This window comes from Sporosarcina sp. FSL K6-1522 (assembly GCF_038622445.1).
GTDB lineage: Bacteria > Bacillota > Bacilli > Bacillales_A > Planococcaceae > Sporosarcina.
This window is the reverse complement of sequence record NZ_CP152019.1, coordinates 3,591,747-3,608,478: the sequence shown is the minus strand read 5'-3', so window position 1 is coordinate 3,608,478 and position 16,732 is coordinate 3,591,747. Positions and strand designations below refer to the sequence as shown.

Here is a 16,732-nt window from a genome sequence, read left to right as displayed (position 1 = left end):
TGTAGAAGTGGTAATATCGATGTATTCATTAGGAAAGGAGACGGGTGATGTTCTTGAATTTTAGGCTACTCGCATCTTTGGAGTAGAAGTAGCATTTGAGTATACATGTATGAAATATAAAAACGGGAGTGAGCTGACCATGTTTTCAAATGAAGAAAAAGCGTCTATTTATAAAGTGATTGAAAAGAGAAGAGATATTCGTAGTTTCTTATCGACACCGATTCAGGAGGAGAAAATTGAGCGAATCTTGAAAGCTGCCCACCATGCACCGTCAGTCGGTTTTATGCAACCATGGAACTTTATCTTAATCACTTCGGATGATGTAAAAGAACGCTTAGCTTGGGCCGCAGATAAAGAAAGACGTGCCTTGGCAATCCATTATGAAGGAGAAAAGGAAACGAAATTTCTTGGGTTAAAAATTGAAGGGTTGAAAGAAGCGCCTTTAACGATTTGTGTAACTTGTGATCCAACGAGAGGGGGGGCGCATGTGTTAGGGAGAAACTCGATTCCTGAAACGGATATGCTTTCAACAGCATGCGCCATTCAAAATATGTGGTTGGCGGCTTGTGCAGAAGGCTTGGCGCTAGGGTGGGTTAGTTTTTATAAAAAGAATGATGTGCGTGATATTCTAGACATCCCGCCACATATTGACCCGATTGCATTGCTATCGATTGGCTACACAGATGACTATCCAGAAAAGCCGATTTTAGAACAGGAGAACTGGAGGAAAAGAGAATCGTTAGAGCACCTCATTTTTAAAAATAAATGGAATGAACAGCGCTGACTGGTAGCGCGTGGTATGAAAGAGGGGGAATTCATGACTGTTAAGCCTTTAACCGCAAGAGAGCGTTTGCTAGAAGTAATCCGCATTTTACAAGAACATACGGATGAAAAATCGATGTTGGGCATTCACGAGATTCATGGCGGCATGTTCCCAATGCATGTCAAAGTGAGTATTCGGGCAGTACGAGACGATGTGCAAGCTTTGGAAGAGTCAACGGCTTTTCCAGTTATCGCTGTTCAACAGAAAAACGGTTTACGGGAATTGGCTTTTGGAAGATAGGAAAATTGCTGGAGCCGCAGATGAAATAATATGTATTTATAGTGATTGAACAAACCGCCTCGGAAGCCCTAACAATAATAAGCTGGGAATTTTCGAGGCGGTTTGCTTTTCAGTGAAAGTCATTGCACAAATCGATGACTTAGCTTGATGATTCCGCTGTATGTTTAGGACTATCCGAAGCACTCAGGAAAACGACGCCTCCAATGATCAATACCAAGCCAAGGAACGTCAAGACACCAAATGGATCTTGCCAGAGGATTACCCCGATTAGTGCAGTAAAAGCTGTACCGACACCTGACCAAATAGCGTAAGCTAAACTGAGCGGAATGGTTTTTAGACATAAGGATAAGCAATAAAAAGCGATGAAAAAACCAATAGCGACGCCAATAGATGGAAGAGGCTTTGTAAATCCTTCAGACAATTTCAGCATAGTTGTACCAAAAACCTCACTAATAATCGAAATACTTAAAAATATGTTCCCTTTCATAACGCTTCCCTCCGAATTAAATGCCACTGGATAGTTTTAATACAACGACGCCACCAATGATGAGAGCTAGGCCCATCAATTTCTTTGCATGCAAGCGTTCTTTATAGACGATGACGCCTACGATGGCGGTTAAAGCTGTGCCGACACCTGACCATATCGCATAGGCGGTGCCGAGGGGAATCGTTTTGAGCGCTAACGATAGGCAGTAAAAGGCGAGTCCCATTCCTAGGATAACGCCCATGGTAGGCAGCATCTTTTTAAAGCCATTTGATACTTTGAGCATGGAACTGCCAAATACTTCACTGATGATGGCGATCGCTAAAATTATATATGGGTTCAATATGAAGGCCTCCTATGACAAAACCGTCTTATCATTGTAGTAGTGGGCTATTTCTTTGTCAAACGACATAGGATTGCTAGAGGAACGTTATGTACTCTTTTGAATTAAGAATCTATGGTTCGAAAAATACTAGGGTATTAGTAGTTCGATTTATTTGAATAATCTACAAAATGTATGTAAAGTAATAGATGATCAAAAATGCTAATAAGGAAAACTATTGATTGACTGGAATGGTATTGAAACGGAGGTGGGGGTTTGACTTTTTGCAGAAAAATCATCGCATTTTACGCGAGTGCCTGGATTGAAAATGTGAATGTAGTGCCTGCTTTGTCCTTATCAACGTCCCACTCTACATGATTGAAAAGTGGGAAATATGATGTGATTTTAAAATGGACAGCTGGTCAATAGTCGAGCCTGTTATTTGGTGCATCACTGCTGTACGAATCGTTACTAATGGGGTTACTAAATAATGAACTATCAGAACAAGCGGACGTCGTTGAAGATTTGATTGCCAAAAATGGTGATGGAAATCTATCGATGAGCCGCTCTTTGTATTGGTTTTTATAGAAGTTTAAAGTGTGAATGATGATATAGGTAGTTTGGTTCGTAAGTTTTATGAGTGAAAAGAAGGACTTCCCTCCCTTTTTGTAGAACATTGAAGTGGGGGAAATACGTTTCTATTATATATATTTTGCGAATAGGGAAATCATATTACGAAGGAAGTAGGCACACGACCATGAACATTGTTGCAAATAAGAATAAGAGTACCCAAGTATTGAATGAAAGAGCTGTTTTAGCTTCATTAGAATCTAATTTAGCGATGATAGAATTCAATTTAGATGGAAGGGTTATTTGGGCAAATGACAACTTTGCACAGACTTTGGGGTACAGTGGTGACGTCATAAAAAGTATGTCACATGAACAATTTTGTACCTCAGAATTCCGAAACAGTAGGGAATATGCTGCATTATGGACTACGCTCAGGAAAGGAAACAAATATCAAGAGAAGATTTATAGGGTTAAAAAGGCAGGAAATTTGGTTTGCCTAGAGGCCACTTATATTCCTGTGCTTACTGATGAGGGGAAAGTTCATGCTGTGCTTAAAATCGCAACGGACATTACAGAACGGGAAAATAAAACAATAGAAGTCGTTTCTCAATTGAAAGGTTTGTCTGAAGACTTAGGAGAAATCGTAACGGATAACTCTACCGAGAATATACAAGCCATCCAATCGCTAAAGGAACAAACAGATTTAATAAGAGATATCTCTAAATCAATACGAAATATTTCTTCGCAAACCAATATTTTAGCATTAAATGCGGCTATTGAAGCAGCGAGAGCAGGAGAACATGGAAGAGGCTTTGCAGTTGTAGCTGAAGAAGTGCGTAAATTAGCTGGTAATGTAGAAGATGCGATTAAGAAAGTGAATACAAACGTAGATAACATTACAAAAGAAGTCATGAAGGTTAGTGAAGTAACAGAGAGCTCGCAAAGGTCGGTCATTTCAACTCAATCTAAAATCAATGAGACAATGAGTGAGTTTGAGGGGATTACGAAGTAGTTCTCCTGTTGGTGTAATAAGTAAAAAAAGTTGACTATGAATAAAGTATTTAGAACGTCCAGAGTTATGGATGTTCTTTTTTTACTAGTTCTAAAATCTGTGATTACCTATTGAAAATAGTACTATTAGCATCTATAATGAGTATAGATATTGATAGGGCTAAGGAGGTATTTAAATGAAATTACAAGAACTAGTGAATGCAGTTAATCGATGCGTAGATAGATTGGATTTAGTTACAGCGAGAAGGTATATAGAGGGGAACATGGAATTATTAAACGACAACAAGCATCGTTTAAAAAGGAATGCCAGGGAGTTATTTGATTATCTAAATACTAAAACGGAGGATTCCTTGAGTCGACAAGAGATGAATATCGTATTGTCGATCAATTCTCGTGCTGCTAGATTTGACATTAGGGGCCTAAAGTTTTTAATCGGAAATCATCCGGATTTATTACTGAGAGACGATGTAAAGTTGCATTTAACAGCAGATGCGAAAGCGATTTTAGAGGGAATGAATATGATTAAGGTCAGTTAATGATGGTCTTTCGATAAAATGATTAAAAGAACGCTTGTATGGGGTGTTCTTTTTGTTTTGTCGAAAAAGTGGTGAAGTTGATTGTGGGGAAATCTAGAAATATAAGCATCTTGAGAAACTTGAACGGCTTACAAAGGGTCTGTTTCTAAACAATTACTACGTGTTTAGAAACAGATCCTTTTTATGATTTGTTGTTAAAGGTACTTAAGCTTTAATCTCATACGTTTTCATAATTTCAATGGAATCGATGACAGATTGGACCATCGAGCAGTTTTTCATCGTTAACTCGAAAACGTTCTCCATTTTGGATTCCTTCACGTTTGGTCCTTCGATGATAAAATGAAGATGAATTTTTTCAAGCCGATTGGCGATCTCTTCATTACGTAGTACTTCCTTCACTTCGATGGTGATATTGTCGGCGGGCATACGCATTTTTTCTAGGATTTTGCGCAACACCCCACCACTACATACTGCTACAGAAGAAACAAGAAGCTGGTATGGCCTGAACCCATATTCCTCATTCCCCGAAATCGTTAGTTGCCCAAAGGATGTCGCTGTCTCAAAACCGTTTTCTGTCATGTTGAATTTCAAAAAGATTCCCCCTCCTGTATGTATGATAAAAGTATATAGGGTTTTTGCTTAGAAAGCGTGAAAAAAGTATCAGTTGCTCGGGGAATTTATATAGTTTGGGTTTATGAGTACGAACCGCAAGTGCACATGAAATCCCTGGGAGATTCGCACCGGGATTTCTTTGAATAATTCTTGGAATTGAGATAAAGTAGTAGGTAATAAAGTGAGAAAGTGAGAAAGTGGTAAGGAAGTTGAATTGTGATAAAATCTCTAGATTGATTTATACTTTTATCAGATTTTCGCAGTCGCACTCTACTTGAGTGCGTGGATTGAAATACAGGAGCTCGTGGCAGGCATGTAATGGTAGGCTTAGGGATGGTGCCAGAAGGTAAATTGAACGTCACAAAAGAAGGAGTATCTAACGGGGCTATTATTATATAGAGTGGGTCAATCGTTAGTATCCTATTTTAATCCATGAGCAAGTGTCGTCACCGTGGCAAAAAACGGAACATTCGTATAGGGGGCACTTGATGAGAGTGGGCTTGGTTTTGGGGGAGATGTTGAGTAATTGAGTTGTGGCATAACCTGATGACTGGACAAGAAATAACATACTATCCACGTTGATAGTAGTCAAAGACGGTGATTTGATGGAGCAAGTGATACAGGAAATATTGTCTCTGAGTCATCAATATAAAGTACAAATTGTTAAACGTAAGGATCATTTTTTTACAATCGGGGTCTATAAGTGGACGGAAGATTGTGGATACGAGTACTGGAGTCCTATACACAAAGGATTATCTTTGATAGAGACAGAGGAAAGCGCAGTGGTGTTAGCTGTAGAGCATTTAAGAGAGTATACCGGTGAAAATATCTGTTATTAATTCCCCCGTTAACCTACTATAATGAAGTATTTTTTAATCGCTAGGAAATTATAAAATCTTATGGATAAGCGAGTATATAGATATTACTCGTCTAGGCTCCAGCGCTTTTGTCAATTCCTCTTATATTAGGTTTTTATGGTATTATTAGGATGATGGAATGCGATGGGGTGAGGTTATGAATGAGCGAAAAAAACGAATACAGCAAAAAATAAAAGCGAATAAACAAAGGTATCAGAAGGCTAATGTAATGAATTTATTTCCACAACATATATCAAATGTTATAGAAAAAAGTGAAATCATTACGTCTCCAGAATTAGAAAGCATTCTACATAAAGTTCACGAGAAATGGAATTATGAATTACATAAAGAGTATTTCGCGACTAAATATAGTGATGTCAGACAAGAATTTAGTTGGGAACAAGAGGTTATTCAGTATGTCCAAGGAATTAAAATTGAAAATGAATTAGTGTATTTATTTTTGGGGATAGATAATTGTCCAATATTTCTTGTTGACGGAAAATGGGCACTAAAGAACTTTAGCACTTTATGGGAGCACGTCAACTATGATCCTATATGGATGATTGGTCAGGATTTTAGCTACGGTGTTCTAGTTTCTCGTTATCTAGGCTATTTAGAGCACGATCCGAATCCCAGAGAAATAATTTACGCAATTACAGCATGGGGCAATTAATTGAAAGGTCTTCTTCAACTACCGAGTGCTTTAGCTTAATAAGAATTCATGAAGACAGTAGTTAATGTTGCCTTTTTGCAGGATATAGAATAAATGAAGGATTCTTTCTCCTTTTGTCGAACTGAGTATTTAGGTTGTGAAAGACAATTCCGAAAATAATCAACGAAAATACGAATAGAGAAAAGGGGATTGAAAATGGAGGTAAAATATCCGATCGGGCAATTACAAGTTCCTGAACACGTAACAGTAGAAAATATTCAAGAATGGCTAAAGCAAATCGAAACGTACACAATTCGATTACGGGAAACGGTTGACTCATTAAGTGATGAGGAATTAAGCAAAACGTATCGTGAGGGGAGCTGGACAGTTCGTCAACTTGTCCATCATATTGCAGATTCTCAGTTGAATATGTATCAACGTTTGAAGCTAGCGTTAACAGATGAGAATCCGACAGCACCAGCTTTTGATGAAGAAAAGTGGGCGATTCAGCCGGATACAGAGCTTCCTGTAGAAAGTTCTATTAAAATGCTCGAAGGGATCAATGAGCGCATCGTATCTTTAGGACATAGTCTGACTGAAGAGCAATTAGCTCGCGTTTTTACCCATCAACAAAATGGTGAAATACCAGTTGCAAAAAAAGTGGCAAAATTGGCTTGGCATGAAGAGCACCACTTAGCCCATATAAAAAATGCATTATCAAAATAATACATCAGAGGTAAATCAGGTCATACGCTGAGTATATAGCGTATGACCTAATCGCCGTGGTAAAAGTACCCGACATTTTTATTCAATATACTGCTCCAAAAAATCATCCATCGTCCTCTTATATTCCTCTGTCGCCAACGCAAAAGATTCCCCATGATTGGCATTCGGAACAAGCAAAAGTTCGGCGTCACTGGCCGTATGCTGGAACAGTTCCTTGGTCAACTTCGTTGGAACGAATGTATCGCTTTCCCCGTGGATATACAAAATTGGGACAGTCGTTTTCTCCACTGCTTTCAATGCATTTGCTTCTCTGAAAGAATAGCCCGCTCGGATTTTCGTTAGCAGGCTCGTACTATCCAATAAAGGAAACGCCGGTAGGTAAAACATGCGGTTCATTTGATAGCTAAATAATTGATAAACGGACGCATACGGACTATCCGCGATAATGGCTTTTACTTGGCGGGGAAGTTCTTCTCCACTCGCCATCAAGACGGTCGCTGCCCCCATTGATAACCCATGATAAGCGATTTGCGTATCAGGTCCTAATTTGTCCACCAACAGCTGTGTCCAATCCATCAAATCGAGCCGATCAGGCCAGCCGAAGCCGTAATAATTCCCCTCGCTCTTTCCGTGTCCCCGTGCATCAGGCATAAATAGGTTATAGCCCAAATCCGTATAATAATGCTGCCCATAGAGCCCCATCTGCTTGGCATGCCCTAAATAACCATGTGTGAATATCACCAATTTATCTGTCGGTTCGGCTGCTGGCAAAAAGTAACCTGACAGCGTCAGTCCGTCACGTGCAGTTAAGGTGAGTTCTTCAAATGGCTGAGCATTGACCCAGTCAATCCATTCTCCATTTAAGAACAGGTCCATTGTTTGATCCGACACGTCTAAATCTGCGTTATTCTGTAGAAAATCTTTAGGCCCTCGTTTGATAGCGAGCTCATAGAAAAAGAAGCTGCCGGCGATTTGGATTAGTAAGAAAATCGAAACAATGAAAACAAGTAGCTTCTTCCAATTGATGTGAATCTTCCTCATTCCTCTCTACGATGTTGACGTGTAGCATGTAGCATGTAGCATGCCTATGAATAGTATAATGGAAAACTGGTAGAAAGATGAACGTAATCATTACCGCTATATGAAAATAATAGCTTTAATCCTATCGTTGTTTATCCTAAATATGTATTTTTGTAGGGATGGGAATAAAACCATGAATTGTGATCAATAAAGGGGAGTCACTACGTGAGATTTTGGAAACGAGCTCGATTTCAAAGGCTAAGTGCGGAGCAGCCAACCGTATTTGTCATGGGAGCGGAAATGCAGAGTCGACAATGGAGGAAACGGGAGCAGGTCGAACAACAAGCAATAAAACCAAAGCTAGATGTAGAGCAATTTTTTCGTCCTTCCTGTCGCTCCATCTTAAATCGTCGAGTGTTCGGTTATCAATTTTTCGCTCCATATTCTGAAAAGACCTATGATGAAATCCATTTGCCACCATCTTTAATGGAGACGCCTGAACAAATGCTCCTCAATTATTTCAGCATATTACGAGAAGCTGAAAATTTAACAAGTTCGCTCATTGGAGGATGTGGAACAGTCGGTGAGGCAAGGGAACCATTCCCGATTGCGTATAACTTTTTCACCAAAGCCTATCAACAGAAAATGCCATACGCATCCTATCTTTCCTCTTTCGAAGGCATCGGCCATACCAATCTCATCAAATTATATAAATTGCCGAATCCCACTAACAAGCCACCGCTTCAATTTTTCGTTGAACTCGAAACGATCAATGGCACAGCGACCGGTGTCACAGGTTTCCAATATCATTACGGAATTATCTCAGTTATACAGGAAGAGGGACTATCCAAAATAGATGCCATCACGTTGACAGGCGAGGATTTTCTATGTGCGGCCTATCATGGTTGGCGTCAAAAGGCGGAAGACGTTGTCGATATTGAGTACGGGGGCTGGTGTAAATTCATCAAAAAACGATTGCCGACAAAAAGGGATGGCTTTGTGAAAACCATTGATATTATCGGTACGGATGGTCATGATTATCGGTTTATTTTTATTCAACTAACGAATGACACGGACGTTTTAGTGTCGCAGTTGGTGAAGGGGAAGCAAGGGCAATGGGAAGTGACACATATTGATCCAGAAAAATGTATAGAAGAGCAAAAGTAGTAAGAGTGAAAATCCATTCCCAAAAATAAAAACACTGAAAATCCACCGACGGATTTCCAGTGTTTTTTGTTGTGAACGCCATAAATAAAAAATAAATTTTCAAAAGATGTATCCTTTTGCGATGGAAGTCTCTATATAGAGGGTAAGACGGCTGGTCATCTATAAAGAAGAAAGTAGGGGATGAGATTGGAACAAGGCTGGGTGAAATTGCATCGAGAATTGCTGGACAAGCCGATTTGGACAGAGGCGACACCTGAGCAAAAAGTGCTGCTGATCACATTACTCATGATGGCGAATCATAGTGAAAAACAATGGGAGTGGAAAGGCGAACGATTTACCGCACGTCCCGGTCAATGCATCACGTCATTGCCGGCACTCGTCCAAAAATGTGGAAAGAATAGCAGCATTCAAAAGGTACGAACGGCACTTAAACGATTTGCGAAATACGAATTTCTAACAGACGAATCCACAGCGCATAATCGGCTGATAACGATTATTAACTGGGGCGTTTATCAAGGAAAAGAGGAGGCGACAACAGATCGAGAAACAGACGGGCAACAGACGACTAACAGACAGGTAACAGCTAACAAGAATGAAAAGAATGAGAAGAACGAAAAGAACAGTACTTGTCGCAAACAAGTTTACGATGAGGCCTCTCTTTTTTATCAACTTGCGTTGTCTTTCTATGAGCAGGTTAGTAGGAATCATCCGGGGATAAAAGAACCAAATCTCCAGAAATGGGCAAACGATTTTAGATTGCTGGTGGAACAGGATCAGTGGACGATTGAACAAATTACATATGTCATGACCTGGTCACAACAACATGCATTTTGGCACACGGTTGTCCTCTCGCCGGCGTCTATCCGACGGAATTGGACACGCATGGTTGCGCAGGTGAAGCAAGAACGCACATCAGCTAAAGGACAAGTTCAGAAAAAATATGTGGAAGAATTCACGTTAGATCTCGCGAAAGGAGAAGACCTATGATTGCAGAAAAAGCAGTGCTTGGCTCAATGCTCAAAGAAAATTATTTAATTGTCGAATCAAATCTCATTGCAGCGCAATTTACAAATCCGACGAATCGCAACATCTTCCAGTCGATGACGGAGCTTCGACGAGCCGGGAAAGCGGTGGATATGATTACATTACTGACGACGTATAGTCCACAAGATCTAGGTGGCGCGAATTATATCAATGACCTGACAAACTATGCACAGATTGACAAATTCGATGATCATGTCAGTGCGTTACTAGATGTTTGGCGGGAACGTGAAAAGAACAATGTACTGCATATTGCGGCGCAGGAAGATTGGTCCATTGACCGCATTACAACGGAACTTGCGGCCCTGACAGAGCAGCGTACGAGTGACCATTCTGATATCTCGTCCATGCTCATTGACGTCTATGAGGCACCATTCGTTGAAAAAGACATCCAAGACGGCGCACCTTCTGGCATTGACAAGGTGGATGACATGACGAATGGCTTTCAAGATGGGGAATTAACGATTTTGGCCGCTCGACCATCCATGGGAAAATCGGACGTTATGCTCCATGTTGCGAAGCAATCTGGCTGGAAAGGGTATGTCCCCATCATTTTTTCACTCGAAATGTCGGCGACTAGTTTACGAGATCGACTCCTCGCCTCGACAGGACGTTTTTCGAGAAGTCGCATGCGAAATCCTTACAAGCTATTAACAGATCCGCAAAAAGAAATCTGGCCAAAAGCTGTTGGGCTGTTGAGTGAAACGAAGATTCAAATTTTCGATGGGAGTCGGCAAACTGTTCCAGACATGCGCATGAAAATACGCAAGGTCATGAGTGAACATACAGGGTTGAAACCACTTGTTCTTATTGATTATCTAACGCTGATCCATACAGATGACAACAAGCAGACGATGCATTTACAAGTATCGGCCATCACAAAAGCGTTGAAAGTGATGGCGCGTGAGTTTCATTGCCCTGTCATTACGTTGGCGCAACTTAGCCGTGCTGTTGAACAACGGCAGGATAAGCGCCCGATGATGGCTGACTTGCGCGAATCGGGTTCGATTGAGGAAGATGCGGATGTCATTGTCTTTTTATACCGCGATGCCTATTACACAAAGGATGACAACGACAATGTAATGGAGCTTATTGTGGCAAAAAACCGCAACGGTCCAGTGGGGACGGTATGCGCATGGTACAACAAATTTACCGGGGAGGTGCTAAATCGTGGGACAAGCAGTCAAGGAGTTATTGCATGATGCGATGACGTATGATGAACCGTATTTAGCGCATGCGATTTATTATGCAGTGCAGAAAGGAATGGTGACGCTGGATGAGCCCGCAAGCCATATTCCCTATGACCAATTGGATTATGCGATGATTTTGAACATGCGCGATGAAAACCAGCTAAAGATGTGTGATGTGAAGCTGTTTATCATTCCGGTGGTCAACAAACGTTTCGCTTTGTATTTGGCGGAAAAGGAGGACGAGGCGCATGCAGAGCATCATCGAATGTATGGAGTACGTGCGCTTACCATCCTGGATGTCAGTGATAAAATGGACATGGAAACGTATTGTGAGACCACAAAAAAGTGGCAGTCATTTCGGGACTTGAAGCGACAAGTGCTGTCATTTCCGTATTATGTGGGGGAGATGGATGGGCGGGGCTGATGTCGGTGTGTTGAAATGTAGAGTAAACATGATGTTAGAGATTTTTTGCGTAGGTGGTCTTAGGGGCTAATTCATTACAATCTATTTAACTACTATTTTCTTGTATTAGTAGTAAAAGAGTCACAATCTATTTTTTTACTATTAATCTGTAAGGACGATTTTTATGAATATTACAACATCTACCTTTACCTTCTTGTTAAAAATGGAATATTATAGCTGTTAATAGAATGCTAGGGGGAGAAGAATGTTCACCAGTCGGGTATTATTGTATAATAAAGAATGTTATGAAGAGATGATTTCCAAACGCTCGATGAGGCGTAGCCTATGAAAATAGTAGACGTAGATTTATTTCAAGATGGAGTGCAGCGCAATATTACTATGTTAGACAGGCTAAGCAGTGAAGTGGAAGCCATCGAACATGCAGTGAATGGGCTAGTTCAGATGGAGGAACAATTGAAAGGAGCGGGGGGTAGTGCCATACGTTCCTTTTACCAGGAATGTCATTTACCCTTCCTTTATTTTTTTCAGTCGTTTACCAAGCAGTTCAAACGTTTGCTTCAGCAGATGGAGGCAGCACTTCATTCACTCGAACCTGCTTCAACTGGTCACATAGTAGAACAATTCCTAAAGGGGGATTTAGAACAGGGACTTGAGCTGATTGGTCATCTCACGGCTAGTTTGACGGAAGAGGCAAATGGTATTATGGATCATGTGAGCGAAATTGTCAGACTGCCCCATTTAGATGATAGCGATGTGCAAGAGGGAGTTCTTCGTTCTAAGCGAAAACGTACGGATACCATTTCGCAACTTTATGAATTTGATGCAACGCAGACTTACGCACTAGCTCCCATTGAACAAGACTTGCAGACGATGAACGCGTGGCTGACGGATATAGAGGGACTGTTTCAAGCAGGCGTCAGTGCCATAAACTTTGTGCCAAGCCAATGGAATGTACAGACGTTTCGAAGTGGCCTTCGAACGGAAATGTTCCCAAAAGTGTACTTAAATCCTGGCGATTTATGGATAAAGGAACAAGAGCAGCTAATTGGTACGATGATTACTGCGGGCACATTCCGAAACCTGGAAGGAAAGAAAGTAGAGACTATTGGAGAAAACGTAGGAGAAGATATAAAATATCATGCGTATGAAAATGGTTTACTCATTAAAGAGTATAGGGTAGGCCAGACGGTTTTCTATGAAGTGGTGTCCAAAGTTGAATACAAAGAAGAAACCGTTACAGTCGATAAACCGAAAGAAAATAAGGTACTCGATACTGTTCAGTTTGTCTTAGACATTGCCGGGCTTGTCCCCGTTGTTGGGGAAGTAGCGGATGGCGCAAACGGAATCATCTATTCAGTCCGAGGAGATGTAACGAATGCGGCCCTTTCATTTGGGGCGATGATACCCGTTGCGGGCTGGGCAAGTACGGGTGGAAAATTCGCCGTAAAAGGACAGAATTTATATCAAGTAAGAAATGTGGTAAGTACAGAGAATGTGACGTCCATCTATTCACCAATTTACCAAGATGTCGTCAGCAGCTCACTGGGCAAAACACAAAATCAACTAGATCTTTTATCTACTAATTATTACCGAACGGGTACAGATGCCTTTGCATTTAACATGCCATCTGCAAAAATGGATATCCCTACGAATATAAAAAGTGGAGATGTTAAGGCTAAGGGGAAAGAGAGTTCTGGCGGAAGTAAAGAAACAAGTGTGGCCGACTTTGATGCGAAAACAGCTACAAATAAACAAAAAGGTAATTATGGTGAAATCATATCATCTGATAATCTGGTAAACAATCAAAGCTTAAAAGATGCTGAATATGACCTGAAGCCAATAGGCAGGGGTGCACCATCAAGCATAGATGATAAGATCGTACATGGGATTGACGGATTATATGAAAATGCAAATGTGGAATCACCTATCAAATATGTAATTGATGAAGCGAAGTTTGGTAGTTCTCAACTAGGAAAAACAGCTAAAGATGGACCGCAAATGTCAGATGATTGGTTGACTGGTGAGAAAACTAAAAGAAGTAGAATATTGAAAGCGGTTGACGGAGATAAAGAATTAGCAGAAAAAATCACAGAAGCATTGGAAGATGGTCAAGTTGAAAGAGTACTATCAAAAGTTGATAGTAATGGGAATGTAAAAACATATAAGCTAGATGACAAGGGGAACATAATTGGAGACTGGCCTTAATTCAGAAGTGGGGAGGAATCAAATATAATGAGAGATTGTCTATGTATAGAAGAAAAATGTAAAGAAGGAATAGAATATAATAAAAAGTTTAGCAACAAGAATATAGAGGATATTAAAAGCTTTGAAGAAGACGAGAGAAATGGTATTCAAAGAAAACCTAAGGATAATAAAAGTATTATAGAAGCAAGATATTTAAGGAATTTTAGATATGAGATGGAGGATATTAGGGCAAAGTATTCTTTGGGAGAAGACGTCAATACAATAGAAGAAGATTTTCACCATGCAATTGATAATTTAGAGCATATAGGGACTAGGGAAGTTGGATATTTAGATCTGCTTTGGATGGTTTCTTTAGGAATATTACTAGAAACGGATAAAAAGAATCTAGAACGATTAAGTAAGTTAGTTGTGAAGGAAAATATGAATGATTCCGTTATTGATTTTTTATTATATGCTAGTGATATTGGTTGGACAAAAATCTCCAATGTTTATTTTGAAGAAAATCCATATGCAAAAACGAGAGAAATTATAGAACTTGCGCAAACGGATAAGAAAGCAGCATCTAAACGAATGCAAGCGTATATGGAGAAAGAATGGTTAAAAGGCCATTATGATTACGGATGGAAGAATGCGCATAAAGAACCGGGATATGTAGGTTTTTGGAGCTTTGAAACAGCAGCACTAGCAAAGATACTAGAACTTGATGATGCCAGCCTCATCAATCATAATCGCTATCCGTACGATTTGGCGCATTACAAGAATACAATGAAATTCAAACCTATCTCCATGAGTAAATACAGCAATGAGGATGACATTGAAGAGGTGGAAGAAGGACAAGAAGGAATTGACAATAATCCTTCGTTGGAAAAGATGATTCCAATAAAATGGCACGCATCTGTTAATGAGTTGATCCATGATTATAAGATAATGGATGATCGTAGTTTTTACGAAAAATACAAACAATCAATAGGGTTAGGCCAAATCTGGTTCTTATTCGAAGAGTATGAAGAAGAAAATAAGCAAAAAAATCTTCTGGGTACTTTAATTGTTTTTGCAATGACAGAAAAAGAATTTATATTGCAATTGGATTATAAAGATGATTTGGAAGACTACTATCCAAGTATGAAAAATCATTGGAAGCATACAGACACAAAGTTGGTTCAATTTATGTTAGATAATGATCAGAGTTATTACGCATTGGTGCCGGTAGATGGAGCTATTGAAGAGGTATATGAAGTTATTATTAAAGATGTAAAGTAAGTTGAATGGAATGAATGATAAAATGGTGGTAGTTGGGAAATTCGACTGCCACTGTTTTTTTGTAGGCCCAAAGCAAGGGAAGAGCTTGCGCCAAATGTCCGTAGCTGGTTAAAAATATACAACAGATTAGTTTCAAGGGTGCCGCAATTTAAGTATTGGAGAGGTCTCTACAGTTTAGAAATATTCATCTTGAAGGGCATGAGAATTTTAACGTTATTGAAATCGATGGTGTAGGGAATCCAGCAGGTTTAATTCTTCTAATACAGAAATCACTACATTTAACTTTGATTTTGGTGAAAAAAATAATAGCAAGAAGTTTTGAAGAATATTTATAAAAGGTGATTCGAGAAGAATTGAATATACAATTTTAATCAAATTTAAACTTTGGATGACATGGATGATGCTTCACTGAAATTCCTAGCTCATGAAGGTTGTACCCCATAAACTTTGATCTGTATAGACGGAATATTCATCAGGACCTAGGAAGAGAAATTAGAACGGAATTGTTCCCAAAAGTGTACTTAAATCCTGGTGAATTATGGATAAAGGAACAAGAGCAGCTGATCGGTACGATGATTACTGCGGGCACATTCCGAAACCTTGAAGGAAAGAAAGTAGAGACTATTGGAGAAAACGTAGGGGAAAATGTAAAATATCATGCATATGAAAATAGTTTACTCATTAAAGAGTATGTTGAAGGCCAAACAGTTTTCTATGAAGTAGTGTCCAAGGTTGAATATAAAGAAAAGAGCGTTACAGTCGATAAACCGAAAGAGAATAAGGTGCTGGATACTTTTCAGTTTGTCTTGGATATTGCCGGGCTTGTCCCTGTTGTTGGGGAAGTAGCGGATGGCGCAAATGGAATCATCTATTCAGTCCGAGGAGATGCAACGAATGCGGCCCTTTCATTTGGGGCGATGATACCCGTTGCTGGCTGGGCAAGTACGGGTGGAAAATTCGCCGTAAAAGGAAAGGATTTATATCAAGTAAGAAATGTGGTAAGTACAGAGCACGTAACGTCCATCTATTCACCAATTTACCAAGATGTCATCGGCAGCTCACTGGGCAAAACTCAAAATCAACTAGATCTTTTAGCTACTAATTATTACCGAACGGGTACAGATGCCTTTGCATTTAATATGCCATTTGCAAAAATGGATATCCCTACGAGTATTAGAAGTGGAGATGTCAAGGCTGAAATAAAGAATGTGGATGTCGGGGCTAAGGGCATAGGTAATGCTTCAGTACCTACAAAACCAGGTGGTGGTAGCGAACCTAAAGACTTTGTCAAGCCACATTCTGAAAAACATATGTATGACCCAAGTAGACCATCTACTCCCAATAGGTCACAATATGGAGAAGATGTGGATGTAGACAAGTTAAGACAAGAAACAATGACTAATCCTGATAAAGCTTATTCAAACTGGCCAAATCCTAATAATCCAAATCCAAACAAAATAACTAAGTATTATAAAGAATTTGACGGGAATATCAGTACACCTGATACACCGACTGGAAGTCATAGGGTATTTGAAAACCTAGGTGACCCAACGAGAAGCTCACATTTTCCTTATGTTCCAAGAAAATAAATA

18 protein-coding genes are annotated in these 16,732 nt (G+C 39.8%); 14 read left to right on the top strand and 4 right to left on the bottom strand.

Annotated features, from left to right (window positions below; genetic code table 11):
* Positions 1-139: 139 nt before the first annotated feature.
* Both bluB and MKY34_RS18040 read left to right on the top strand, forming a co-directional pair.
* The gene (bluB, locus tag MKY34_RS18045; RefSeq protein WP_342512496.1) at positions 140-784 is read left to right on the top strand and encodes a 5,6-dimethylbenzimidazole synthase; all 645 of its coding nucleotides are present in this window, start codon (positions 140-142) and stop codon (positions 782-784) included.
* 33 nt (positions 785-817) lie between these two features.
* Entirely contained in the window at positions 818-1,063 is a 246-nt protein-coding gene (locus MKY34_RS18040) for a hypothetical protein (RefSeq protein WP_342512495.1), read from the top strand.
* Between the two features lie 139 nt (positions 1,064-1,202).
* Here MKY34_RS18040 and MKY34_RS18035 read toward each other — a convergent pair whose 3' ends face one another.
* Both MKY34_RS18035 and MKY34_RS18030 read right to left on the bottom strand, forming a co-directional pair.
* Complete coding sequence (locus MKY34_RS18035) at positions 1,203-1,550, bottom strand: multidrug efflux SMR transporter (protein WP_342512494.1); 348 nt, start codon at positions 1,548-1,550, stop codon at positions 1,203-1,205.
* Positions 1,551-1,566: 16 nt separating this feature from the next.
* Complete coding sequence (locus MKY34_RS18030; RefSeq protein WP_342512493.1) at positions 1,567-1,890, bottom strand: multidrug efflux SMR transporter; 324 nt, start codon at positions 1,888-1,890, stop codon at positions 1,567-1,569.
* Between the two features lie 736 nt (positions 1,891-2,626).
* Here MKY34_RS18030 and MKY34_RS18025 point away from each other — a divergent pair.
* Positions 2,627-3,451, top strand: a complete 825-nt coding sequence (locus MKY34_RS18025; RefSeq protein ID WP_342512492.1) for a methyl-accepting chemotaxis protein — start codon at positions 2,627-2,629, stop codon at positions 3,449-3,451.
* A gap of 175 nt (positions 3,452-3,626) precedes the next feature.
* Complete coding sequence (locus MKY34_RS18020) at positions 3,627-3,986, top strand: hypothetical protein (protein WP_342512491.1); 360 nt, start codon at positions 3,627-3,629, stop codon at positions 3,984-3,986.
* A gap of 204 nt (positions 3,987-4,190) precedes the next feature.
* Here the strand turns inward: MKY34_RS18020 and MKY34_RS18015 are convergent, their stop codons facing one another.
* A complete protein-coding gene (locus MKY34_RS18015) occupies positions 4,191-4,577 on the bottom strand; it encodes an OsmC family protein (protein ID WP_342512490.1) in 387 nt (128 codons plus the stop codon).
* A gap of 626 nt (positions 4,578-5,203) precedes the next feature.
* On the opposite strand from MKY34_RS18015, the gene MKY34_RS18010 reads away from it, so the two are divergent.
* From MKY34_RS18010 to MKY34_RS18000, 3 genes are all read left to right on the top strand, one after another.
* Positions 5,204-5,437, top strand: coding sequence for a hypothetical protein (locus tag MKY34_RS18010; protein ID WP_342512489.1), 234 nt, complete (start codon positions 5,204-5,206; stop codon positions 5,435-5,437).
* A gap of 175 nt (positions 5,438-5,612) precedes the next feature.
* A complete protein-coding gene (locus MKY34_RS18005) occupies positions 5,613-6,128 on the top strand; it encodes a hypothetical protein (RefSeq protein WP_342512488.1) in 516 nt (171 codons plus the stop codon).
* Positions 6,129-6,323: 195 nt separating this feature from the next.
* Positions 6,324-6,833 (top strand): YfiT family bacillithiol transferase, encoded by a 510-nt coding sequence (locus MKY34_RS18000; RefSeq protein WP_342512487.1) that lies wholly within the window; start codon positions 6,324-6,326, stop codon positions 6,831-6,833.
* Positions 6,834-6,911: 78 nt separating this feature from the next.
* Here the strand turns inward: MKY34_RS18000 and MKY34_RS17995 are convergent, their stop codons facing one another.
* On the bottom strand, positions 6,912-7,874 hold the full coding sequence (locus MKY34_RS17995) for an alpha/beta hydrolase (protein ID WP_342512486.1): 963 nt from the start codon (positions 7,872-7,874) through the stop codon (positions 6,912-6,914).
* A 204-nt stretch (positions 7,875-8,078) separates the two neighbouring features.
* Between MKY34_RS17995 and MKY34_RS17990 the strand changes: the two genes are divergently transcribed.
* From MKY34_RS17990 to MKY34_RS17960, 7 genes are all read left to right on the top strand, one after another.
* Positions 8,079-9,020 carry a hypothetical protein gene (locus tag MKY34_RS17990; RefSeq protein WP_342512485.1) on the top strand — a complete coding sequence of 314 codons (942 nt, stop codon included), beginning with the start codon at positions 8,079-8,081 and terminating at the stop codon, positions 9,018-9,020.
* A 180-nt stretch (positions 9,021-9,200) separates the two neighbouring features.
* On the top strand, positions 9,201-10,007 hold the full coding sequence (locus MKY34_RS17985) for a hypothetical protein (protein WP_342512484.1): 807 nt from the start codon (positions 9,201-9,203) through the stop codon (positions 10,005-10,007).
* Complete coding sequence (locus MKY34_RS17980) at positions 10,004-11,263, top strand: DnaB-like helicase C-terminal domain-containing protein (RefSeq protein WP_342512483.1); 1,260 nt, start codon at positions 10,004-10,006, stop codon at positions 11,261-11,263. Before MKY34_RS17985 ends, MKY34_RS17980 begins: the two co-directional genes overlap by 4 nt.
* The gene (locus MKY34_RS17975) at positions 11,232-11,675 is read left to right on the top strand and encodes a hypothetical protein (protein ID WP_342512482.1); all 444 of its coding nucleotides are present in this window, start codon (positions 11,232-11,234) and stop codon (positions 11,673-11,675) included. Before MKY34_RS17980 ends, MKY34_RS17975 begins: the two co-directional genes overlap by 32 nt.
* Before the next feature lie 324 nt (positions 11,676-11,999).
* Positions 12,000-13,880 carry a T7SS effector LXG polymorphic toxin gene (locus MKY34_RS17970; RefSeq protein ID WP_342512481.1) on the top strand — a complete coding sequence of 627 codons (1,881 nt, stop codon included), beginning with the start codon at positions 12,000-12,002 and terminating at the stop codon, positions 13,878-13,880.
* 27 nt (positions 13,881-13,907) lie between these two features.
* Positions 13,908-15,140, top strand: coding sequence for a PoNe immunity protein domain-containing protein (locus MKY34_RS17965; protein WP_342512480.1), 1,233 nt, complete (start codon positions 13,908-13,910; stop codon positions 15,138-15,140).
* A gap of 503 nt (positions 15,141-15,643) precedes the next feature.
* Positions 15,644-16,729 carry a hypothetical protein gene (locus MKY34_RS17960; protein ID WP_342512479.1) on the top strand — a complete coding sequence of 362 codons (1,086 nt, stop codon included), beginning with the start codon at positions 15,644-15,646 and terminating at the stop codon, positions 16,727-16,729.
* Positions 16,730-16,732 lie beyond the last annotated feature (3 nt).